Consider the following 24997-nt stretch of genomic DNA (forward strand, 5'->3'; position numbering starts at 1 on the left):
TAGACCGTTGTATAGTCCTTTATACCAGGTATTATTCTGTGAACTGTTTTAACCCTGTTGCCATTGCGTACTGGCAAGTGGATACTCATGGTAATCAGGGCGACTTTTTTGCTAGAATACGGCAAGATATTTAACGGTACGATACAGACTCGTTATTAACTCATTCGCTATTAGATAGCTATTAACTCGTAACGCTAAGGGCAAGATGTATGATGAATATTTTAGTGATTGGTTCAGGTGGTCGCGAACACGCATTGGCGTGGCAGTGTGCTAAAGATGATAACGTGCAACAAGTTTATATCGCTCCTGGCAATGCAGGTACTGCCCTTGAGCCTAAATGCCAAAACGTTATTTTAGAGACTGCTACTAGCGATTCTGATCACAGTCCAGTCATCAAATTTTGCCAAAATAATGCGATTGATATGGTTATTGTCGGTCCTGAAGCACCACTAGTTACGGGTATTATTGATGCTTGTCGTGACGCTGGTGTTCGAGCATGGGGCCCGACCGCTTATTGTGCACAGTTAGAAGGCTCAAAAACCTTTGCCAAAGAGTTTATGGCAGAGAACAATATTCCAACTGCCGCGTATCAAGGTTTTACCGATGCTGCTAGCGCCAAAGCGTACATTAGTGAGCAAGGGGCACCTATTGTTATCAAAGCCGATGGCCTAGCTGCTGGTAAAGGAGTTATTGTTGCCGAAACTGTTGAGCAAGCATATGTTGCTATTGATGATATGCTGGCCGATAATAAGTTTGGCGATGCAGGTAGTCGCGTGGTCATTGAGCAGTTTTTGCGCGGTGAAGAAGCCAGCTTTATTTGTATGATTGATGGCGAGAACATTTTACCAATGGCCACTAGCCAAGACCACAAACGCGCTTTTGAGGGTGATACTGGACCCAATACCGGTGGTATGGGTGCCTATTCTCCTGCGCCAGTGGTCACTCCAAAAATTCATGACAAAGTAATGGCACAGGTAATCCAACCCGTTGTTGATGCTATGAAAGCTGCCGGTCATCCGTACACCGGGTTTTTATATGCTGGCTTGATGATCGATGAATCAGGAAATCCCTTTGTGATTGAGTTTAACTGCCGTTTTGGTGATCCAGAGACGCAACCTATCTTAATGCGCCTGCAGTCCTCAATGGTAGATTTAGTAAATAAAGGGCTGGCAGGTCAGTTACCTATTCAAGCAAATTGGGATGCTCGCCCTGCACTTGGTATTGTGATCGCTTCAAAAGGCTATCCTGAAACATCTTCTAAAGGCGATGTTATTAGTGGGTTACCAGCACTTGATAAGCAAAGTAGCAATACTAATGATAACCATAGCTCTGAAGCAGTAAAGGTTTTTCATGCTGGTACGACTTTTGCTCATGGTAAGGGTACAGATAACCTTAATGCCGATGCCATTAGTGATAATGTTAAAGAAATCATTACTAATGGGGGACGTGTTGTATGTGTGACCGCCCTAGCAGATACTATTTTAGACGCACAGCAAGCCGCATTAACGGTAACAGGTGCCATTAGCTTTGAGGGTGCGCAATATCGTCGTGATATTGGTCATCATGCGATCGCGCGTGATCCTAGTTAATAGATAATCAGCTTGCTGATAAAATGTATAATAGTTCCCAATATTCAATTATTCGACCTAGTAATACGCTAGGTCGTATTTTTTGATACCTTACTATTTATCGTAGTGTTGTTTATAATACTTAAGCTTACAAAGCAATTGTGACCAGTCATCTATAGCTTATGAACCAGCATCACTTTGTATGATACACTTTTGTATATCAGCGTCATATCTACCTTGCATTGTTGGTCTTAGACCCGCAAATCATTACCAACCTGATGAATGATTATATTTATGGAACATGATACGTCTAAACCTTCTAATAAGAAGCAGTCTATCGATAACCTGAAAACCTCAGGGTTTGAGCGTCGACTATCGATTGCTAAAACGTCTTTGAATATTGGTCGTCGCTGGGCAGGTAATAGTGTTTCTGGTATGTTTTTAGACAAAAAAGCACGCTCAAAACGCAATCAGGCGTTTATGGAAGCACAGGCAAATTATGTTGCAGAAGAGCTGGGGAAATTAAAAGGTTCCGTGGTCAAGATTGGTCAAATGTTAGCGATGTATGGCGAGCATGTACTGCCACCTGAAATCACGCGAGCTCTTCAAACTCTAAATGACGATACCGCTACCTTAACATGGCCAAAAATTGAACAGACATTACAGTTTACATTGGGGGACAAATTACATGAGCTTGAGATTAATCATACTCCTATTGGTACCGCGTCCCTCGCCCAAGTGCACCGCGCAACCATACTCGCTACTGGCGAACAAGTCGTTTTAAAGATTCAATATCCAGGTGTAGCAGATGCCATTGATTCTGATTTAGCACTGTTTAAACGTTTGTTAAGAGTAAGCAACGTCGTACCGCAAACACGTTCACTTGATACGTGGTTTGAGGAGATACGCGACCTACTTCATAACGAAGTCGATTACGATGTTGAGGCAGCAACGACAGAGCGTTTTTATGAGCGTTTGCTTGATGACCCACGTTACGTTGTTCCTAAAATCAACCCCATCTATTCGAGCAAGCGTTTGCTGTGTATGAGTTACGAGCCTGGGGTTACAGTAAACTCTGATGCACTGCGACTATTGTCTCCTGAGCGTCGCAATGCAATTGGACAAGCGGCTATTGAAATAATGATGCAAGAAATTTTTGTATGGGGCGAGATGCAAACCGACCCAAACTTTGGTAACTATCTAGTGCGCACTACTGACAATGATAACGAGATAGATAAACTAATATTACTAGATTTTGGTGCTATTAGGCAGTTTGATGATACCTTATTGACGATTGCCCGTGGGCTCTTGCGTGCAGGTTACTATCATGACCATCAAGCAATGATGACTTCGATGACTGGTTATGATTTTTTCAACAGTATGAGTGATAAAGTTCGATCTGACGTTGCGTCATTATTTTTACTTGCTACTGAACCCTTTAGTAATCCTGAGACCAACCCCAGTATTCCTACCAATTGCCTAGATGAGCAACAACGTTACGTCTGGGTCAATAGCAAATTACATTCACGACTCTCCGCCACTGCTAAGCGAGCTATGCAATCGTTTGAGTTTAATTTGCCACCAAAAGAGTTCATGTTTATAAGTCGTAAATTTATAGGTGCCTATACATTTCTGACAGTTATAGGTGCTCATACGAGCTCTGATAATTTGGTTAAGCCCTACTTATAGTGTTTTAAATTAACAAAATTTTGGACTGCCCTTTAGTGGCAGTTTTTTTTAATCATTTTTTGTTTGCTTAGGCTATTTATTGTAAGGTTTATGTAAAGGTTAATGCCCTCATGTATCAAATCTAGTTTAGTACCTCTCAAGCCTAATTATGTTGTATTATTAGTTTAAGCATTACATAGGTGACCAAGAAATGTTATTAATAACAAACTCAGTGCTTATCTTATCTGCACTGTTTTATAGTTGTATTTTGCCGCTGTTTGTCTTTTTTTAACTGCGTGCTATTATAACGCCTCTTATTCGCTGATAATTTTTTCTTTAATAACTATGGGGATATTCTCACTTTTATGATCACATCATCAAACGCCAATACCCTACCCAAAACCTATCCTTGTCCAAGCTGCGGCACCCAAACCGCATGGCAAGATAACAAATCCAAACCTTTCTGTGGTGAGCGCTGCAAGCTTATTGATTTAGGCGCTTGGGCAAGTGAAGAATATACCCTACCCTCTGAGGCGTCGCCATTTTCTGATGAACTATGATTTTTCTTGACGATATGTCTTTTATTGCCTCAGCTAAAAAGCAATTGTATTGCCTATAACGCTACGAATTCCTATTGTAGGATTTAACATTTTAATATTCCAAGGATGCCTGCATGTCAGCTACTTATCTGATGCCCACTTACAATCGTCAGCCGATCAGCTTTACCCGCGGTTCGGGTAGCTGGCTCTATACTCAAGACGATACACCGTATCTAGATGCACTCACTGGCATCGCTGTATGCGGTCTCGGGCATTGCCATCCACAGGTTACGGAGGCGATACAGCAACAGGCAGGAATTTTAGTACATACTAGTAATTTATTCGGTATTGATTGGCAAGAGCGTGCTGGCGAAACCCTATGCACTGCTGCGCAAATGGATAGTGTGTTCTTTGCCAATAGCGGCGCTGAAGCCAACGAAGCTGCACTAAAAATGGCACGTCTTTATGCCTACCAGCAAGGGTTTAAACGTCCAAAAGTCATAGTTATGGAACAGTCATTCCATGGTCGTACCTTACTATCGCTATCAGCAACTGCCAATCCTAAAGCGCGCGAAGGCTTTTTTACTTTAGATGACGATTTCATTCGCGTCCCTTTTGGCGATATTGAGGCGATCAAGCAAGCAGCCAAGGAACATGATGATATTTGCTCCCTATTCGTAGAGCCCATTCAAGGGGAAGGTGGTCTCAATACTGCCGCCAATGGTTTTGCCTATTTAGAGCAATTGCAGGCTGAATGTGATGTCCATAATTGGCTATTTATGATTGATGAAGTACAGACTGGTAATGGCCGAACCGGTAAATATTTTGCTTATCAACATAGTAATGCGCGTCCCGATGTATTGACCACAGCAAAAGGCCTTGGTAACGGTTTTCCAGTCGGTGCCTGTATGGTACGAGGACGCGCAAATGGTCTATTTGGCGCTGGCAGTCATGGTTCTACCTATGGCGGTACGCCGCTTGCAAGTCGCGTGGTTCATAGCGTTTATGACGTATTGATCAATACTGATATCATGGACAATGCGGTACGTGAAGGACAATTTATCCGCGAAACCATGACCAACGAGCTTCAGCAACATGGCATCAGTAGTCGCGGCGCTGGAACGATGATTGGTATTGTATTGCCAGAAACTATGGACTGTAGCCAACTGGTAGATCGTGCCCGTGATGAGCAAAAGCTAATTATTAATGTGACCGGCGGCCATGTTATTCGTCTCCTACCGCCACTAAATATAAGTCGAAATGAGAGTGAGCAAGTGGTCGAGCGTTTGCGTAACTTGTTAAAACCATTACTTTAAACTGTATTTCTGACAGTATTCATTAAAATGTTGCTGTTATTAAGAAGCAACCTTGAAAAAGCCTCTAGATGACAATTCATCTAGAGGCTTTTTTATTCCCTATTTTAAGATATAGAGACTATATAAATATTACTATGATTGAGTGAAGACAAACGAGGGACTTTGGGGCTTACGAGCAATGGAGTCGAGTGTTCTTTACTCAGTTGTAGCGACAACCCCAATAGCAAATACGCCCTAGCCTTTAACTTGCATGGAAATATTTTTTTAGTACTTCTAAGCAGCGAGTAATTTTTGCGGGTTGTTGCTCACGATTTAAGGTGACCGCATAAAGAACAAAGCTTGGCAACTGATAACCAGTCAAGACTTCAACTAATTCACCACTTTCCAGCTCTTTCTTAACATCCATCTCCATCATCCTAACCAATCCATGACCTTCTTTGGCTAAAGTAGTGGCCATAAAGACATTATTAGTATGAATACGTGAGGTCATTTTAAGACGAGTCTTTTTATTTGTCTCTATTTTGGTAAATTCGAGTTGGTTACAGTCTTTCATGATATCAATGCAAATCAATTGATGATCTGCTAAATCTTTGGGACTCTCAATTTTTTTATGTTGACGCAAATAATGCGGTGACGCTAGTAGTAACTGGCGAACATCCGTCAGCGGATGACTGCTTAGAGTTGAATCATTAATACTAGGACTCATACGAATAGCAATATCAATACGCTCATCAATCATATCAATGTAGCGATTATCTGCAAAATAAGTAATGCTCAAATCATCGTGTGCTGCCATCCACGTGGATAGCGCCGGTAAAATACGATTAACGCCAAGCTCAGGAGTGGTGGCAATGCGCAAACTACCTGCTAGCTCATCACGCAGTTGATTTACTTTAATTCTACCTTGCTCAGCAGCACTAACCACGTCTTTTGCCGCTTCATAAAAACTCTCACCGGCTTCTGTTAAGCTCAGCTTACGGGTTGAGCGATGTAATAATACCACGCCCAGCTCATTTTCTAACGATCGAATCTGTTGGCTGACCGCACTGGTTGTGATACCAAGCTGGCGAGCTGACCCACTAAAAGAACCGTGTCCGACCACACTGGCGAACACAGCCATACCGCGTAAATTATCTAACATATTCTCACCTAAACAAGATTTGCAATTTTTAATATAACTTAACTAGTATAGCTGATTTTTATTATTTTTTCATAGAATGTATGGTTCATTAATACGGTCGATAATACATAAAACATAGAAATATCAATGTACTAGGTTTTATCTATGGTACTTGATTAATAAACTCTAGCGTTCATTTCAAATAATTTTAGTTAATAATAGTAAAATTATTTTTATTGATTGTTTAATAAAGGTTAACGTTAATGATTTTATTAGATCAGTTTGACCCTACCCATCTTGCCTTCGCCACGATTTGCAAGATATTGCATTACTGGCGACTCCAGTAGAAGGGATTCTGCAACGTCAGTAGCTTGTGCCAACCTCTGCTGTTGACGGCGCTCAGGTGTTTTGTCCTCAGATTGAGTGACATTACTATCAATTTGTAAGCCAATGTTAGCCTCAGAAAATTGCTGCTGTAATTTTTCTGCCAGCTGTTTAAAGGTGGCCTGTAGATGTTTACTATCAACACTAGTAATAAATAGCGACTCACCGTTACACATACCAGTCATCATACCTTGACGGGCAAGTGCCAACTCATCTGAAGCAAGGCTACCCGCGTCACGAGCAGTCTGTAGCCAGTAGTCCCACTTGTCTGCTGTCCATTCGTCAATTAAATCTTGAGGCTGACAACGCAGTAAAATACGGGGATCATCAGTTGCTGATATTAGCTGAGGTTCAGGTTCAACGACTGGTTCAGGTTCAACAATTGGTTCAGGTTCAACGACTGATTCAGGTTCAACACTGGGTTCAGGCTCAACGACTGGTTCAGGCTCAACGATTGGTTCAGGCTCAATACTTGATTCAGGCTCAACGACTGGTTCAGGTTCAACACTTGATTCAGGTTCAACACTTGATTCAGGTTCAACACTTGATTCAGGTTCAACACTGGGTTCAGGCTCAACGACTGGTTCAGGCTCAACGACTGGTTCAGGCTCAACGATTGGTTCAGGCTCAATACTTGATTCAGGCTCAATACTTGATTCAGGCTCAACGACTGGTTCAGGTTCAACACTTGATTCAGGTTCAACACTGGGTTCAGGTTCAACGACTGATTCAGGTTCAACACTGGGTTCAGGTTCAACGACTGATTCAGGTTCAACACTGGGTTCAGGGCTCTTGCTATCTTGCGTCGCAACGTTATAAATTTGCGCTTCAGGCGTTGACGTTGCCACATGGCCAGCGAGAGTTGGAGTACTTAAAACATTATTAGGTGTAGCTGTCGTAGTAGTAGTCAGCATCTCATCAACAGGCAAGGGTCGAAAGGCCAATAGACGCAAAATACACATCTCCAGCGCTTGCATCGGGGTACTGGCAAGCCTAATACCTTCACGAGCTTGAACTACAATTTCATAATACAACTGTAAGACATCAGGGCTGATATGCTGTGCCAAATCAGTAATAGCCTGCGTTTGTGCCTTATTTACATTAAGCGCTACTTCAGGTAACAGCTGAGTTAACGCTAATTGATGGAGTAGTTCAGCGAGTCCATCAAACATACTGGACGCATCGACCATTTGCGCGCGCATCTGCTCAATGTGAGCTGCTACTGCCGACTTATCATGGTTATAAATATCAGTGATCAAACGTACCAAATCGGCCGCATCAATCAAACCGAGCATCTCATTAACGGTCACATCATCGAGCGCGCCTTGACCAAAGGCGATCGCCTGATCGGTCAATGATAGCGCATCACGTACCGAGCCTTTAGCAGCACTCGCCAGCTGCCAAAGTGCTGGCTGGGTATAAGTAACGTGCTCTTGGGTTAAGACATTTGCTAAATGATCACTGAGCAAAGTTTGCGGTAAGGGACGCAGTACAAACTGCAAACAACGTGAAATAATGGTAATTGGCAGCTTTTGAGGATCAGTGGTGGCTAGCAAAAACTTCACATGCTCAGGGGGTTCTTCTAATGTCTTAAGTAACGCATTAAAGCTGTGGGTCGACAGCATATGTACTTCATCGATAAGGTAGACTTTATAGCGCCCTTGGCTTGGCGCATAAGGCACATTATCGAGTAGCTCGCGGGTATCCTCAACCTTAGTACGTGAGGCGGCATCGATCTCAATAAGATCGATAAAGCGCCCCTGATCAATCGCCACGCAGTTATCACACACACCACACGGGGTACTGGTTACGCCGGTATCACAGTTCAGACACTTAGATAGAATACGCGCAATAGTAGTCTTACCAACGCCGCGTGTGCCAGTAAATAGATACGCATGATGCAGACGATTATAATCAATCGCATTAATCAACGCTTGCGAGACATGGGTTTGCCCAATCAACTCATGGAAGTTTTTGGGTCGATATTTACGGGCTAAGACTTGATATTGTTGCGTCATATCTATCCATTATGCCAAGTTATTTTAAATTATTAGAGTGCTTATTATAGCAAAAAGCCAGCGCATTCGTCTGGCTTCTTACTGAGTTAACAATGATTTGATGTACGCTTAGTTAACGGAACTGATTAACTATTGGTCAGTCTTACGGCGCATCTGCGGGAATAAAATCACATCGCGAATACTGGCTGAATCCGTAAATAGCATTACTAAACGGTCAATACCAATACCCTCGCCAGCAGTTGGTGGCAAGCCATAAGACAAGGCTTCAATATAGTCTTCATCGAAATGCATGGCTTCATCATCACCAGCATCTTTTTCGGCAACTTGTCCGCGGAAACGCTCCGCTTGATCAGCGGGATCATTTAGCTCACTAAAACCATTGGCCAATTCACGACCACCAATGAACAATTCAAAGCGATCAGTAATCTCAGGATTGTCGTCATTACGGCGTGCTAGCGGTGAGGTCTCAGCAGGATATTCAGTAATGAATGTTGGTTGACGCAGTTGGTGTTCAGCGGTTTCTTCAAAGACGATGGTTTTTAGTTTACCGGCACCGAAGACGTCTTTTACTTGTTGCTTAAGCGTGGTCGATACATAGTCTGCTAAGTAGTCGCGGTCATCAATACGTTCCATATCAAAGCCTTCAGCGTATTGCGCAATAGCCTCAGACATTGAAATGCGTGCAAAGGGGGCTTTTAAACTGATGGTTTCTTCTTGATACGTCAGCTCAGTGCTACCCAAAATATCCGTCGCCAGCTTATTAAATAAGCGCTCAGTTAAATCCATTAAATCATGATAATCAGCATACGCTTGATAAAATTCGATCATCGTAAATTCAGGGTTATGGCGGGTTGACACTCCTTCATTACGAAAGCTACGGTTAATCTCAAATACTTTTTCAAAACCGCCAATCACTAGGCGCTTTAAATACAACTCAGGCGCGATACGCAAATATAATGGCATATCTAGGGCATTATGATGCGTTGCAAAAGGACGTGCCACTGCTCCGCCTGGGATAGGATGCATCATCGGCGTTTCTACTTCCATGAAGCGTTCGTTCAACATAAACTGACGAATACCACTGACCACTTGGCTACGAATAATAAAGGTATTGCGAGTGGATTCATTGGTCATTAAATCAAGATGACGATTGCGATAACGGCTTTCGGTATCGGTCAAGCCATGGAATTTGTCTGGCAATGGACGCAGTGATTTAGTCAACAACTCAATCTTATCCGCTTGTACTGTTAGCTCGCCAGTATTGGTACGAAACAAAACCCCCGTGATACCAACCACATCACCAATATCCCAAGTTTTAAAATCAGCATAAACCTCTTCGCCCACGCCTTTTTTATTACAATAGATCTGGATACGTCCGGACATGTCAGCAATAGTAAAAAAGCTAGCCTTACCCATTACGCGCTTAAGCATCAAACGCCCAGCGACGGTTACCTGTACGCTCTCATCGCCATTCTCTACCTGTTCAGCCAATGTTGGCTTATCGGTATCAGCAAACTGAGTTTGCAAATCATCGGCAAGATTAGCGCGGCGAAAAGTATTGGGATAAGGATTGTTACCGGTCGCAGCGATAGCATCGAGCTTTGATTGACGCTGACCGATCAAATCGTTAATGTCTTCAATAGGTTGCTCTGCAGTTGGGTTATTCCCAGCTTCATCATTGCTCATAAAATATCCTAGCTATTGGGTTAGTTATTATAAAAATTTTATTTGAAACGCATATAGTTGATCAGAAAAAATGCCATACTAATCTAACGATAATTAGGTAAACAACAATCGACTTCGTTATTCACAAACGCTCAAAGTCGCGCGTTTATCGTCATCAAGTTGTCTTTACAACCTTTTCGAGTGAGAGTAACTGTTGATAATTATTAATATTAAAAAATACTTATATTAAAAACAATTAATCGCCACCGCCGATACTGGCCATCAAGTCCGCTTGGTGCTCGCGCAATAGCGAATCAAGCAATTCATCCATATCGCCTTCCAAAATGGCATCAAGCTTATATAGCGTCAGATTGATGCGGTGATCAGTCATGCGCCCTTGGGGAAAGTTATAGGTGCGAATACGCTCACTACGGTCACCACTACCGACCAAATCACGGCGTATGGTATCAGCCGCATCGATTTGTTTTTGCACTTTGGCTTGCTGGATTCTTGAGATCAGCATTTTCATCGCTTGCGCACGGTTTTTATGCTGACTGCGCTCCTGTTGACACTCTACCACGGTACCTGTTGGAATGTGAGTCAAGCGTACGGCAGAATCGGTGGTGTTAACGTGCTGACCGCCCGCGCCACTTGAGCGAAAGGTATCAAAACGAATGTCTGCAGGATTTAGATCTACCGTATCGTCAATCTCAACTTCCGGCATGACTGCCACAGTACAGGCTGAAGTATGCACGCGGCCTTGGCTTTCAGTCTCAGGCACACGCTGAACACGATGTACCCCAGATTCAAACTTTAAGCGCCCATAAACGCTGTTACCAGACACACGGGTAATAATCTCTTTATAACCGCCATGCTCACCCTCACTGGCTGACAGTACTTCCACTGTCCACCCTTGAGTCTGGGCGTACTTTTGGTACATTCGAAATAGATCGCCTGAAAAAATTGCCGCTTCATCACCGCCCGTACCCGCACGAATCTCCAGAAACGCCGGCACTTTATCGTTCGGGTCTTTCGGCAACATCATAACGTTAAGCGCCTCTTCCATCTCTACTATGGTATCACGGGCGCTATCAATCTCATCTTGCATCATCTCTTTCATCTCAGGATCGACAGACTCAGCCAGCATATCTTCGGCATCGGCTTGATCCCTTTCTGCACGCCCATAGGTCAGCCACAAAGTGGTAATATCCATTAAATCGCTGTGCTCAACAGACAGCTCACGGAATTTATTATTATCGCTGATGACACCAGGATCGGACAATAAAGCGGTGACCTCTTCATAACGGTCTACCATCTGGTCTAAACGTAAGCGCAAGGATTCTTTCATAAAAGGGCTTTTATATAAATAAGGGAAATAAGAAGGCGATTATAGCAAATTTTTGCGGCTAAATTAAAACCGCTGCGTAAACTTAGCGCTTATATCGTCAAACACCACTAAATTTACTTAATAATAAAAAGCTAAGCCATAAAAAATAGCCAAGATTGCTCTTGGCTATTTTGATAGGACGATTGGGTTTTAATAGTGCCAGTAAGTTGAGTACTTAAAGATATAATGATTATTAAACTTTACGTACCAACACTGAACCAATAGAATAACCGGCACCAAATGAGCAAATCACACCTAAATCACCTGATTTTAGGGCATCTTTATAGCGATGAAAGACTACCATCGGGCTTGATGAGCTGGTATTGGCAAACTCAGCAATAACGCTTGGTGCAATAGCTTTATCTGCATCTTTACCAATGACTGTACGTAAGATTAAGTCCAGCATATTAGCATTGGCCTGGTGTAGCCACATCATCTTAACGTCAGAAGTTGGTATATCATTTTCCTGTAAGTGCTCAGTAATAACTTGTGAGACTTTCGGACAAACTTCACGGAACACTTTACGACCATTTTGTGAGAACAGCTTATCTGTCACAGGCTCTTTAATATCCGGATACATCTGTGTTTTGGCCGCTAAGAATTCTGAACGATCCATAAAGCCATATTCGTTTTTGATATTGGTCGAAAACTCAGTAAATAGCTTACAGTTTAAAATCTCATAACCTTTAGGCGTATCTAAGTCTTCTACGATACAGGCGGTTGCCACATCACCAAAGATAAAGTGGCTGTCACGGTTGCGCCAGTTGAGATGCGCTGAAGTAATCTCAACGTTAACGACGGCGATACGTTTGGCCAGACCCGATACGATAGAACCGTGTGCTTGGGATAGACCAAAGGTCGCGGCACTACAAGCCACATTCATGTCATAAGCAAAGCCGCCGACCATACCGATTTCATTTTGGATTTCAATAGCAACCGCAGGATAAGTACGCTGGAAGTTTGAACAGGCAAGGATAATGCCATCCAAATCATTAGCTTCTAGTCCGGCATCTGCTAGCGCATCTCTGAGTGCCGCTGCACCCATCTCTGCCATCACAGACAACTCTTCACCCAAGTTACGATAAGCAATGACTGGAGCCATAATTTCAGGGTCTAAGATACCGTCTTTTTCCATCACATAACGTGACTTAATACCGGATACTTTTTCAATAAACTCAGCGGATGAATGCTGAAGTGCAGGTATGGTATCGCTTGCTATGTCGTCAGCGTGTTTTTCATTATAATTATCAACATACTGGTTAAATGACGCCACCAGCTCTTCGTTACTGATGCTATAAGGGGGAATGTACAGGCCGGTGCCGGTGATACAAGTCGTCATGATAAGCTTCCTTGTCTACTACTGTTGCGCTTAACGATAAGCATAAAATTTGAGAAAGTAGCATACATCTACTTTCAGTGAATATCTGTAAACTTAAAATCAGTGCTTTATTATGCCTGAATATTATTATTTTTCTAATACTTTGTTACAAATAATCAATTTCGAGTCGATAACTAGCAAAGGTAGGCTCAATTGACGCGCACCTACGATATAATCACTCTCATTAAAATCGTTCAACGTGATTAGGCGCAATAACTAGGAGACCCCATGGCAGGACTTTTTGATTGGTTATTCGGACAATATGCCGACTACCCGACACTGTTTATTACCCTTGAATTGATTGGCGTTGTGTTTGGCGTTGCCAGTGTGCTCCTTGCCCGCAAAACTAATATTTTGGTTTTTCCTATCGGAATAGTCAGTACCGCTATTTTTGTTTATTTGCTATGGAAGTGGCAACTGTTTGGCGATATGTTTATCAATGCTTATTATACTGCCATGAGTCTGTACGGCTGGATTAATTGGTCAAAAAGTAGAGCAAGTACAAATCAGAAAGTTAAAGTAAGTCAGAACCGCCAACAGCGAGACCAGCAGTCTCAAAACGATGTCCAAATTGAACATATTCAATCAAGTGATATACCGATAATGGCCGTTCTAGCCACTGCTACAGTCGCATTCGTGGCGTTGGTATACTACTTCCGGCCTGTTATTAATAATGGCTTTAGCTTTGATGGTGCGGTATTGGGTTTACATTTGTTTACGTGGATCGATTATACCGATATGCTGACCACCGCGTTATTTTTGATGGCAATGTGGTTAATGGCAAGCCGCAAAATTGAGCATTGGCTACTATGGATTGTGGCCGATACCATCTCAGTGCCGCTATACTTTTATAAAGGTCTCACCTTCACCGCACTCCAATATGTGGTATTCACTCTTATTGCAATCTGGGCATATTATGAATGGCAACGACGCTACCGCCTTCAATTTAACGCAGCATACGCCTAAATCAGTCATTAACGTTGCAATCTTGGGCGCAGAAAGCACCGGAAAAACCACCTTATGTCGCGATTTGGCCACGCATTTCGGTAGCCTTTGGGTGCCAGAACATATGCGCACCTATCTACAAAATAAATGGAATATTGAGCGAAAAACTTGCACCTGGGATGACCTACTTCCTATTGCTCAAGGTCAAATAGAACTGGAACATAAGCTAGCACTACAAGCTGAGCAGACAGGCAGCTATCTGTTTTGTGATACCAGTCTGTTTGAGCTGATGGTTTATGCCAATTGGTATTATGGCGATTGTCCTGATGCCATTACGCAGGCCGCATTAGCACATCATTATGATTTGATTTTGCTTACCGAAGTCGATATCCCGTGGGTCGCTGATGACTTACGTGATAGTCCGCATGAACGTGAAGAGATAAGCGCACGCTTTGCAAATGAGCTAACCCGTCATGACAAACAGTTTCGTTATGTCGGTGGAAATAGAGATGATAGAGTTTTGCAGGTGGTCGAGTCACTTAATAAAATTAATAAGTAAGATTTAGCGTTCCTAATCATCTTTATGATAATGAATATAACTATTCGGATTTTACACGTCGTTGCTTAATAACAATCAAGTTTTCAAACAATGAGTTTCATTTGAAAAGTTTAAACGGTTACTTATCCTCAAAAATAGCTTTAATAGATCATATACCTACGTCGACAGCACACATCATAAGCTATTACTTATGCCTCTAAAAAATTCAAGAGATATCCATGCTAAAAAAAGTTGAACACTCCTTAGAAAAGACCATTTTTAGAAGCCGCTGGATACTAACTCCTTTTTATTTAGGTTTGGTTTTAGGTATCATTTTATTGTTTGTCAAATTTGTCCAAAAACTAGGCTATATGTTCGCTAATATTTTTAGTGCTTCTACAGCAGATGTCATTGTAAACATACTGGTGCTGGTCGATATTTCGTTGGTTGCTAGTTTATTATTAATCATTATATTCAGCGGTTACGAAATTTTCGTCTCCAAAATTGATATCGGTGATCATGATGATCGCCCTGACTGGATGGGAAAGATTGATTTTTCTGGTCTTAAACTGAAAGTTATTGGTGCCATTGTCGCCATTTCTGCAATTGATCTTTTAAAGTCGTTTATGGATATCTCTAATGAGATGACTGCTGCCGATGGCGATAAACTGATGTGGAAAGTGATTATTCATATGACCTTCGTGGTGTCTGGCCTATTATTTGCTATTATGGACAAGGTCGTTGGGGACACTAAAAAGCACTAGTGTCGACTAATTAGTAGAGTCGTTAAAATCATTCAAAAGTGATTTTTGATTGGCAATATTAGAATTTTAAAGCCCTGCTACACTATAGACATAGTCTGGCGACCTTAAACATCTTTTACGAGATGGTGTTATTTACTTAGGCTATTTTATATCTTGAGTAAAGGTAACTGAGCTTGATTATGCTATCGCTAACCCACCCCACAGAATCATTGAAAATTATTAGGAACTATTTTTGAAAGCCACGTTGTACACGATTATTGCGTTAATTGCTTTTGCCGCAAACTCTCTCTTTTGCAGAATGGCTTTAGCAGAAGGTTATATAGATGCATGGAATTTTACGATTATTCGCCTGTTGAGTGGTGCGGTCTGTCTTGGAATTATTATGACGGTTTATACTCATAATTTAAAAAGTAAGGGCGTTCTTAATCAGGAAATTAATCATGCAATCTTAAAAGACAAAGGCAGCTGGCTAAGTAGTGTTAGTTTGTTGGTTTATGCCCTTTGTTTTTCAGTTGCTTATGTTGTGCTAGATACTGGTACTGGCGCGCTTATTTTATTCTCAGCGGTGCAACTGACCATGATAGGTTGGGGTATTTATAAAAAAGAGCAGTTAAGTCGCTTGCAATGGGCGGCTTTTATAGTGGCAGTCGCAGGTTTTATTTATTTAATGCTACCTTCAGCGGCTGTCCCCTCCCTATTTGGCGCTGCGATTATGGCCATAAGTGGTGTGGCGTGGGGAATATATAGCATACGTGGCAAAGCATGTGTATCGCCGCTTCGAGCTACGGGCTTTAACTTTATCAGAAGCCTAATCGCTGTTCCTCTATTGTTATTAATAGGGTTGAGTAACATAAAAGATATCAGTATTGAAGGAATATTATTGGCTTGTATCTCGGGCGCCATTACATCCGGTATTGGTTACAGCATTTGGTATATGGCAATGCCACTGTTAAAAAGTACCCAAGCCGCAGTGGTACAATTTTGCGTACCTGTACTTGCCGCTATCGCTGGCGTATTATTTTTATCTGAGCAATTAACGATGCGATTTATAGTGGCAAGCGCTGTTATTTTAGGTGCAGTACTGGTGTTTATTTTAAATAAGAAAGTGCTTAAACAGCACAGTTAAAAAATAATAATGCTTTTAATAAAAAGCTTCGCCATTTTAGCGTGCATAGAAATGAGAGAGTTAATGAACTATAAAATATTTAAAATGATTGGTCGTTTCTACTTAGGCTATTTTTTGTTATGAAGTATCCAAGTTTATTGGAGTATTACGCTACATACTGGACTAATAAAGCTAAACTGGTATCAGCGTTTTGATGTTTTAAACCTCTTCCTCAATTCCGATTTATCACTTAAATAGCTGGCACGAAAGCGCATAATTTTTGATAAAACTCGCGATAAAATAGCAGCCGTGGTCATAGTTTTCATGACACTTAAATTTTCTATTAAAATCTTCAAACAGATTTCCTAAACCAAAAATGCTGCCCCTTAAATTATTAATGGGACAGCATTTTTATGATCTAACTACTTTAAATAAATGGCGACAGCTTACGCATTAAAATGAATAACTGAGCGAATACTCTCGCCTTTATGCATAAGGTCAAACGCTTCGTTGATATCTTCAAGTGGCATAGTATGAGTAATAAAATCGTTTAATGGAATCTCACCTTCTAGATAGCGTTCGACATAACCTGGCAATTCTGTACGGCCTTTTACACCACCAAATGCCGAACCCCGCCAGACTCGACCGGTTACTAGTTGGAATGGACGGGTTGAAATCTCTTTACCCGCGCCAGCAACCCCGATGATAACCGACTCGCCCCAGCCTTTATGGCAGCACTCAAGCGCTGAGCGCATGACATCGACGTTACCGATACATTCAAACGAATAGTCAACGCCGCCATCAGTCATCTCGACAATGACATCCTGAATTGGTTTGTCATAATCTTTAGAATTGATACAATCGGTCGCGCCTAACTTTTTGGCCAACTCAAACTTATCTTCGTTAATATCAATGCCGATAATACGGCTGGCTTTTGCCATTTTTGCACCGATAACGGCGGCTAAACCAATACCGCCAAGACCAAAAATAGCCACGGTAGAGCCTTCTTCAACCTTGGCCGTATTCATCACTGCGCCCATACCAGTAGTCACGCCACAACCGAGCAGGCAAACTTTTTCCAACGGTGCTTCTTTGCTCACTTTGGCCAAAGAAATCTCTGGCAAGACCGTATATTCAGAGAAGGTTGAGCAACCCATATAATGATAAATTGGCTGACCATCTTTATAAAAACGAGTGGTGCCGTCTGGCATTAAGCCTTTACCTTGAGTCTCACGTACGGCTGAACACAGATTGGTTTTACCGGAAGTACACATTTTACACACGCCACATTCTGCGGTGTATAAAGGGATGACATGGTCGCCTACTTGGACGCTAGTCACACCTTCGCCAATTTGCTCAACGATACCGCCGCCTTCATGACCTAAAATAGCAGGGAAAACGCCTTCTGGGTCTTCACCAGATAAGGTATAGGCATCGGTATGACAGACACCACTAGCGATTATTTTTACCAACACTTCGCCTTTGCGCGGTAGCATAACGTCCACTTCTTCGACTGAGAGTGGCTGATTGGGCCCCCAAGCAATAGCGGCTCTCGATTTGATAAATTTATCTGACATTTGCTCTGACATAGTCGTCTCTCTTTTTAATAATTAATTATTGTAGTTTGTTAAATACAGGCATCGTTCTAAAATACGTGCTTGCGGTTAAGTGAAGCTATCCTTTTCTTTTAATGCGACGTGGATATAGTCGGTACACTTTAAAACAGGTACAGTGTGGCTGGTAGAAATTTTTGCAGCCTCTGTCTGGCGAAGCGCACAGCACGCTAGAAAATTTTTACCAGCTGCACGTATTTATCTACATATCGCTTTTATTTAGCATTGACTATAGCACCCCTGCCCTCGATAAAAGAAACATTCAACTCATTGTGCTTTCTTTATATTAGCAGGCTTCAGCGCTAATAAATTAGAAGCTATTTTAATTTATGTTGCTATTTTATATTATTTCTATACTAATGATAATATACTCTATTTGAAATTATCTTTTACACAGTGGTAATAATCATGAAGTGGGATGGCATTAGCGAGTTCGTCTACGTTGCAGAATACGAGAGTTTTACGCAAGCGGCAAAAAAGTTAAGCATCTCAACTGCCCAAGTGAGTCGGCAGGTAAGCGCCTTAGAGCAGCGGCTTAATATAAAATTACTGTACCGCACCACGCGCAAGGTATCGTTAACAGAAGAAGGTCAGGTGTTTTATCAGCACTGCCGAGCTGTGCTCGATGGCCTAGATGCAGCTGAACAAGCGGTGAGTAACTTGCAATCAAAGCCGCAAGGTATAATCAAGTTGACCGCCCCTGTCACTTATGGAGAACGGCAATTACTGCCATTGGTAAATGACTTTATGGTGCACTACAGTGATATTGAGGTAACGGCTTTTTTAAGCAATCAAAAGATCGACTTGGTTGAAGGCGGCTATGATCTAGCGATTCGCATCGGTAAGCTAAGCGATTCTACTATGATGGCCAAAAAGCTCAGTAGCCGTACCAATTTTGTCTGTGCGTCGCCATCCTATATTGAAAAATACGGCATACCGCACTCTCTAACCGAGCTTGCTCAACATAACTGCTTGCTTGGCACCTTGGACTACTGGCATTTCAAAGAAACCGGTAAAGAGCGAAATATTCGTGTGACTGGTACCGTGCATTATAACAGCGGTTATAGCTTAGTTGATGCTGCTTTAAAAGGACTGGGTATCGTGCAGTTGCCTGATTACTATGTACAAAAACACTTAGAAAACGGTGGGCTTGTGAGCATACTAGATAACTATAGGGAACCCGAGGAAGAAATATGGGCGGTTTATCCCCAAAATCGTCATTTATCACCAAAAATCAGGTTGTTGGTAGATTATCTAACGCAACGCTTATCTAAACCATAAGTGTTTTCACGCATGTTGCCCTTTAACGTACTAACCTAGCACACTGATTTAGCGCACTAAAATAACGGGTGAGAGCGTGCTAGCAATAATCTCAGTAGTGGTACTGCCAAGAAATAACTGCCGCCATTTAGAACGTCCATAAGCACCGACCACAATGATATCGATGCCGTTATTCACTTGAAAGGTTAATAGTGTATCAACGGCATCAGCTTCAGGTAAGTGATGAGCCTCGACCGTAAAGCCCGATGACGTTAATTGTTCTACTGCTACCGCTAAGCTTTCTGTAGAGGAGTCATCATGATGGCCTATCATCAAAATATGACCTTGCATGCCTTTTAATAGCGGGCTCTTAGCAACCATTTCTATCGCTTTAATAGCTGTTTTACTGGCGTCAAATGCGATCATGTACGAAGTGGGTGTTATAAATTTTTCGGAGCAAATCAGGATAGGTATGTTTGATGCGCGTGCCACCGTTTCGATTTGGCTGCCAATATTAATTCGGCTATTTTTATGATCTTCTCCGCGCCGTCCCATGACGATGGCTCGATTTTTTGCTTGGAAGTGTTCGATAGCGGGTAACAACTTACCGCGGCGTTGATAGACGCTGACTTCTACATCAAAGTCAGTATTAATATGACTTTTTGCATCTTCTACTAACGCATTACTATAACTGTTAACTACCTTCGCTCTTTGTTCATCCAACTGGGTTAACTCTTCTAATAGAAACTGGCGACTATTGATGCCTATCGCGCCTGACAAGTCGCGCCTTGTTGACGCTGGAATATCACTGACATGTAATAGCGCCACCGGTAAATCTAAGCGGCTGGCATACCATGCCGCATAGCTACAAACAGACTCAGTGACTGCCGATCCATCAATACAAGCTAAAACATGCTGTTCTGTGGTCATAATTTATCCTTAATTCTTGAATGAATAAAGTTGTCAATTATCAATCAGCACTCAATTAGCATTTAATGAGCGCTTAAATTACTAGCGGCGTCTGATTTATCATGAACACCGAACTTTTCTACCATCGCTTGGCTGGCCTCGTTAAGGCCTATCAGCTCAACCTCAGTGCCTTCTCGGCGAAACTTAATAATGACTTTATCAATAGCGGCGACAGCAGTCACATCCCAAAAATGAGCTTCAGAGACATCGATAACCACATTAGGGATTGCTTCCTTAATATCAAATGATTCTATCAAGCGCTCTGCCGATGAGAAAAACACTTGGCCGTTCACTCGATAATAACGCGTTTGCGCTGATTCATCTAGGTGCGTATCGACACTCATATAACGTTCAATCTTATTAGCAAAGAATAATGCGGATAACAGAACGCCGATCAGAACCCCATAAGCTAAGTTATGGGTGGCCACGACCACCGCGACAGTGGTAATCATTACTAAATTACTCTGTAGAGGTTTGGTCTTCAACTCTTTAAAAGAGCCCCAGTTAAAGGTACCAATCGATACCATAATCATAACCGCCACTAACGCGGCCATGGGAATAATCTTCAACCAGTCACTTAAAAAGACTACCATTAACAATAAAAACAGCCCAGCAACTAAGGTCGATAAACGAGTAAAGCCGCCTGATTTTACGTTGATTATAGACTGACCTATCATCGCACAACCTGCCATACCGCCAAAGAAACCACTAACTACATTTGCCATTCCCTGACCTTTACATTCTTTATTTCGATCGCCTTTGGTATCGGTTAAATCGTCTACGATGCTTAAGGTCATCATAGATTCTAACAAACCGACTATGGCCAAACTAATTGAATAAGGCAAAATAATACGCAAGGTGTCTATATTCAAAGGAATATCAGGTAATAAGAAAATAGGCAGGGTATCAGGCAACTGGCCCATATCACTGATGGTTCGTGCCTCTGCGCCAAATATAATGGCTAAAATAGTCACCAATACGATACAGACCAAAGGCGAAGGAATAATCTTGCCAATTTTTGGAATGTGGGGATAGCCATATATTATGATTAATCCGAAGGCGACCAGAGCATAGACATGCCATAGATTTGAGCCCGCTTGCGGCATTAACTCAGGAAGTTGCGACATAAAAATTAAAATGGCTAAGGCATTAATAAAGCCAATAATAACTGACTGAGAGACATACTTCATTAAGTTACCCAGTTTCAGGAAACCAAAGATAACTTGCAAAACCCCAGTTAGAACAGTTGCTGCCAGCAGATATTGTAAGCCATGATCTTTGACTAACGTTACCATCAATAACGCCATAGCACCGGTAGCGGCAGAAATCATCGCCGGACGTCCACCGACAAAAGCGATAACGACCGCAATACAAAAAGAAGCGTAAAGACCAACCTGTGGATCAACACCAGCAATGATTGAAAAGGCAATGGCCTCGGGAATAAGGGCTAAAGCAACTACCATACCCGCTAGGACATCACCTCTAACATTCGATAGCCAATGCTCTTTAATAATATTCAACATTTTTAACTCAGTCTTATTTACTGATTTATTATTTTAATAATCTATACCTTCGAAATAACTAGCAAAATAGAATAGTAAAGTAATGGCGTAATGATTCACCGCAATCTTCTGGCTAGGCTTATGGGCCCATTAAATATTGTGAGAAGATACTAGATACTATTTTGGGTCTATTAATTCCAGATACTATCTGGAGTCTCTTAATTTAGAAACTTAACAGTTAAATCGATTAGTAAGGTAAATAATAAAGCAATGGGATCACACAGAAAAAAGCGCAAAACGCTTTAAAAAAAGGGGTATTGCTGTAAAAAGCAATAAGTTACTGGCGGGGGTACAACTAGATTGGCATATTCATTTTTATAGTAAAACTCTTATAGGATTGATAGCTTATGTTTTTGGTAAACAGGAGCTGTCGTTAATGGCGCTAATTCTAACATATAGATATGGTTAAGAAAATATTATATTTTTAGCTCTAATAGAGTAATTAGGGGCTGTACGCAACTAAGACCATCGTTACCTTCTAGTAAAAGTTATTCACCATTTAAGCTCGTTATCTTTTGTGTGTAACCCTGTATCATATATAGATAGCTTAGACACAGTTAAAATTAAAAATAAGATGCAATAGGAATACTTGTTTTATGACCATTACCACTGAAAATTCAACAGTCGATACCGCAATAAATAAAAGTACGACCTCTACTTCTGCACACAGTGTTCAGGTAAGAGGCGCGCGTGTTCATAACCTAAAAAATATCGATATCGATTTGCCTCGTGATGCGCTGGTGGTTTTTACTGGTATATCAGGCTCAGGCAAATCATCACTGGCTTTTGGCACTTTGTTTGCGGAGTCGCAGCGTCGCTATCTTGATTCGGTGTCCCCTTATGCGCGTCGATTAATAGATCAAGTCGACGAACCTGATGTTGACGCCATAGAAGGGCTGCCGCCTGCGGTCGCACTGCAACAACAACGAGGCACACCCTCTGTGCGCTCATCAGTTGGCAGTGTCACAACCATCTCAAATGGTCTACGTATGCTTTACTCACGAGCTGGAGAATATCCTACCGGTCAAGAGATGCTGTATGCAGATGCGTTTTCGCCCAATACCCCTGATGGCGCTTGCCCTACCTGCTCTGGTATTGGCCGTGTGTTTGAGGTGACTGAAAAGCTGCTGGTCCCTGACGACAGCAAAACCATTCGAGAACGTGCTATTGCAGCATGGCCACCTGCATGGCAAGGTAAAAATCTGAGCCGCATCTTAGTAACACTCGGCTACGACATCGACACGCCGTGGAAGTCATTACCGAAAGAGACGCGCGACTGGATCTTGTTTACTGAGGAGACACCCACTGTCCCGGTCTATCCAGAATATAGCATTGAACAAGTACGAGCGGCGATTAAGAATGAGGAAAAGCCCAATTATATGGGCACGTTCTCGAGTGCTAAACGCTTCATACTACACTCGTTTGCCACTACCCAAAGCCTGCTAACTAAAAAACGCGTTTCTCAGTTTATGCAGATTTCTGTATGTCCAGATTGCCACGGTAAGAAACTAAAGAAAGAATCCCTATCGGTCAAATTTGCAGGACTAGATATTGGGGAGCTGTCGCAACTAACCTTAAACGAACTGGCTCTCAAGCTGCAAGATGCTGCTAATAAAAATCCAGCTGATGATACTGTAAGTCGAGAAAAGGCTATTGTCGCTCAGCGTATTGCCAGTGACATTCTTTCGCGAGTTGAGGCACTGACAATGCTGGGCTTAGGATATTTGTCACTTGAGCGCACCACTCCTACTTTATCTCCAGGTGAGCTACAACGTCTGCGTCTAGCTACTCAAATTCGCTCGCAACTGTTCGGGGTCGTGTATGTGCTCGATGAACCTTCTGCGGGTCTACATCCAGCAGACACTCAAGCGCTATTAAGTGCATTGGATGAGCTAATAGCATCGGGCAACTCGGTATTTGTGGTTGAACATGATGTTAGCGTTATCAGGCACGCTGATTGGATAGTAGATGTTGGGCCAGATGCCGGAATTCATGGTGGCGAAATTATTTACAGCGGCCCAGTAGAAGGGTTACGCGAAGTCAAAAATTCGCACACTGGCCAATATCTTTTTACCACTGATGCAAAAGTAAAACATACGCAAAGAGAGCCGACGGCTTGGCTTAAACTAGCAGGGGTTGAGCGTAACAACTTGCATGGGCTAGATGTTGAGTTTCCCTTAGGGGTTATGACCACCGTTACTGGGGTATCGGGTTCGGGCAAATCAAGTTTAGTGAGTCAGGCTCTGGTCGAACTCATTTATGAGTCACTAGGACAAAAGCAAATCGTGGAAGCCCCAACTGGCGAAGCTGATTTACTCGAACAAGAGTTAGAAACGCCAACTGGCGGGCACATTGTTAGTGGGATGGAGCATGTAAAACGATTAGTGACCGTTGACCAAAAAGCAATTGGTCGTACGCCGCGCTCAAATCTTGCTACTTACACGGGACTGTTTGATCATGTGCGTAAGCTGTTTGCAGCAATGCCAGAAGCAAAGGTACGCCGTTATAATGTCGGCCGTTTTTCGTTTAATACGGTAAAAGGTCGTTGCCCAAATTGTGAAGGACTTGGCTTTGTGATGGTTGAACTGCTGTTTCTTCCCAGTGTTTATTCACCGTGCCAAGTGTGTCATGGTCAACAGTACAATGACAAAACGCTTGAAATCACCTATCGAGGCAAAAATATCGCCGAAGTGCTCGCGCTAACAGTTGAGTCAGCCTATGAATTCTTTACCGATGAATCTGCCATTTTGCGGGCCTTAAACGCTTTGCTTCAAGTCGGACTTGGCTACTTAAGACTAGGCCAGCCAGCCACTGAGCTATCTGGCGGTGAAGCCCAGCGGATTAAACTGGCTACCGAACTTCAACGTACCCAGCGAGGCGATACGCTTTATATCCTTGACGAACCGACAACCGGCTTACATCCTGCAGATGTATCGATGTTGATGTCACAATTAAATGGCCTCGTTGACGCTGGCAATACGGTCATTATGGTCGAACACGATATGCAGGTTGCCAGCAATAGCGATTGGGTTATCGATATTGGCCCGGGTGCTGGCGATGAAGGCGGACTTATTGTCGCTCAAGGCTCACCTGAAGAAGTAGCTTGTTCAGAAATAAGTCAAACTGCGCCCTTTTTGTTGGCAGAGTGCAATTCTTAGGAATGTTCTGTAGAGAAGTGTCATACAGAAACATTATAAA

The 24997-nt window shown here is 42.4% G+C and carries 18 protein-coding genes; 10 read left to right on the forward strand and 8 right to left on the reverse strand.

Going from position 1 to position 24997, the window contains the following annotated elements; genetic code table 11:
- Positions 1–212: 212 nt before the first annotated feature.
- The 4 genes from purD (at position 213) to AAEY88_RS01915 (ending at position 5091) form a co-directional block, all read left to right on the forward strand.
- Positions 213–1589, forward strand: coding sequence for a phosphoribosylamine--glycine ligase (purD, locus tag AAEY88_RS01900; protein ID WP_350560409.1), 1377 nt, complete (start codon positions 213–215; stop codon positions 1587–1589).
- 273 nt (positions 1590–1862) lie between these two features.
- Positions 1863–3257, forward strand: coding sequence for an AarF/ABC1/UbiB kinase family protein (locus AAEY88_RS01905; RefSeq protein ID WP_350558246.1), 1395 nt, complete (start codon positions 1863–1865; stop codon positions 3255–3257).
- A gap of 344 nt (positions 3258–3601) precedes the next feature.
- Positions 3602–3796, forward strand: a complete 195-nt coding sequence (locus AAEY88_RS01910; protein WP_350558249.1) for a DNA gyrase inhibitor YacG — start codon at positions 3602–3604, stop codon at positions 3794–3796.
- A 113-nt stretch (positions 3797–3909) separates the two neighbouring features.
- Positions 3910–5091, forward strand: a complete 1182-nt coding sequence (locus AAEY88_RS01915; protein WP_350558252.1) for an aspartate aminotransferase family protein — start codon at positions 3910–3912, stop codon at positions 5089–5091.
- A 241-nt stretch (positions 5092–5332) separates the two neighbouring features.
- On the opposite strand, the gene AAEY88_RS01920 is transcribed toward AAEY88_RS01915, so the two are convergent.
- From AAEY88_RS01920 to AAEY88_RS01940, 5 genes are all read right to left on the reverse strand, one after another.
- Entirely contained in the window at positions 5333–6232 is a 900-nt protein-coding gene (locus AAEY88_RS01920) for a LysR family transcriptional regulator (RefSeq protein WP_350558255.1), read from the reverse strand.
- A gap of 251 nt (positions 6233–6483) precedes the next feature.
- A complete protein-coding gene (gene dnaX / locus AAEY88_RS01925; protein WP_350558258.1) occupies positions 6484–8613 on the reverse strand; it encodes a DNA polymerase III subunit gamma/tau in 2130 nt (709 codons plus the stop codon).
- A 129-nt stretch (positions 8614–8742) separates the two neighbouring features.
- Positions 8743–10299: a lysine--tRNA ligase gene (lysS, locus tag AAEY88_RS01930; RefSeq protein ID WP_350558261.1), complete on the reverse strand. Its 1557-nt coding sequence runs from the start codon at positions 10297–10299 to the stop codon at positions 8743–8745.
- Positions 10300–10534: 235 nt separating this feature from the next.
- Positions 10535–11626, reverse strand: coding sequence for a peptide chain release factor 1 (gene prfA, locus AAEY88_RS01935; protein ID WP_350558264.1), 1092 nt, complete (start codon positions 11624–11626; stop codon positions 10535–10537).
- A gap of 232 nt (positions 11627–11858) precedes the next feature.
- A complete protein-coding gene (locus tag AAEY88_RS01940) occupies positions 11859–13004 on the reverse strand; it encodes a beta-ketoacyl-ACP synthase III (RefSeq protein ID WP_350558267.1) in 1146 nt (381 codons plus the stop codon).
- A gap of 267 nt (positions 13005–13271) precedes the next feature.
- Here AAEY88_RS01940 and pnuC point away from each other — a divergent pair, with 267 nt between their 5' ends.
- From pnuC to AAEY88_RS01960, 4 genes are all read left to right on the forward strand, one after another.
- Positions 13272–14009, forward strand: a complete 738-nt coding sequence (gene pnuC / locus AAEY88_RS01945; protein ID WP_350558270.1) for a nicotinamide riboside transporter PnuC — start codon at positions 13272–13274, stop codon at positions 14007–14009.
- On the forward strand, positions 13960–14547 hold the full coding sequence (locus AAEY88_RS01950; RefSeq protein ID WP_350558273.1) for an ATP-binding protein: 588 nt from the start codon (positions 13960–13962) through the stop codon (positions 14545–14547). Before pnuC ends, AAEY88_RS01950 begins: the two co-directional genes overlap by 50 nt.
- Positions 14548–14765: 218 nt before the next feature.
- Complete coding sequence (locus AAEY88_RS01955) at positions 14766–15290, forward strand: TIGR00645 family protein (protein ID WP_350558276.1); 525 nt, start codon at positions 14766–14768, stop codon at positions 15288–15290.
- 232 nt (positions 15291–15522) lie between these two features.
- Positions 15523–16416, forward strand: a complete 894-nt coding sequence (locus tag AAEY88_RS01960; protein ID WP_350558279.1) for a DMT family transporter — start codon at positions 15523–15525, stop codon at positions 16414–16416.
- A 425-nt stretch (positions 16417–16841) separates the two neighbouring features.
- On the opposite strand, the gene AAEY88_RS01965 is transcribed toward AAEY88_RS01960, so the two are convergent.
- Positions 16842–17972, reverse strand: coding sequence for an S-(hydroxymethyl)glutathione dehydrogenase/class III alcohol dehydrogenase (locus AAEY88_RS01965; RefSeq protein ID WP_350560411.1), 1131 nt, complete (start codon positions 17970–17972; stop codon positions 16842–16844).
- 444 nt (positions 17973–18416) lie between these two features.
- Here AAEY88_RS01965 and AAEY88_RS01970 point away from each other — a divergent pair, with 444 nt between their 5' ends.
- Positions 18417–19289: a LysR family transcriptional regulator gene (locus AAEY88_RS01970; protein WP_350558282.1), complete on the forward strand. Its 873-nt coding sequence runs from the start codon at positions 18417–18419 to the stop codon at positions 19287–19289.
- Between the two features lie 48 nt (positions 19290–19337).
- Here the strand turns inward: AAEY88_RS01970 and AAEY88_RS01975 are convergent, their stop codons facing one another.
- Positions 19338–20198 (reverse strand): universal stress protein, encoded by an 861-nt coding sequence (locus AAEY88_RS01975; protein ID WP_350558285.1) that lies wholly within the window; start codon positions 20196–20198, stop codon positions 19338–19340.
- 62 nt (positions 20199–20260) lie between these two features.
- Positions 20261–21760, reverse strand: coding sequence for a SulP family inorganic anion transporter (locus AAEY88_RS01980; RefSeq protein WP_350558288.1), 1500 nt, complete (start codon positions 21758–21760; stop codon positions 20261–20263).
- Between the two features lie 635 nt (positions 21761–22395).
- On the opposite strand from AAEY88_RS01980, the gene uvrA reads away from it, so the two are divergent.
- The gene (uvrA, locus tag AAEY88_RS01985) at positions 22396–24957 is read left to right on the forward strand and encodes an excinuclease ABC subunit UvrA (protein WP_350558291.1); all 2562 of its coding nucleotides are present in this window, start codon (positions 22396–22398) and stop codon (positions 24955–24957) included.
- Positions 24958–24997 lie beyond the last annotated feature (40 nt).

This window comes from Psychrobacter sp. CAL346-MNA-CIBAN-0220 (genome assembly GCF_040309805.1).
Lineage (GTDB): Bacteria > Pseudomonadota > Gammaproteobacteria > Pseudomonadales > Moraxellaceae > Psychrobacter.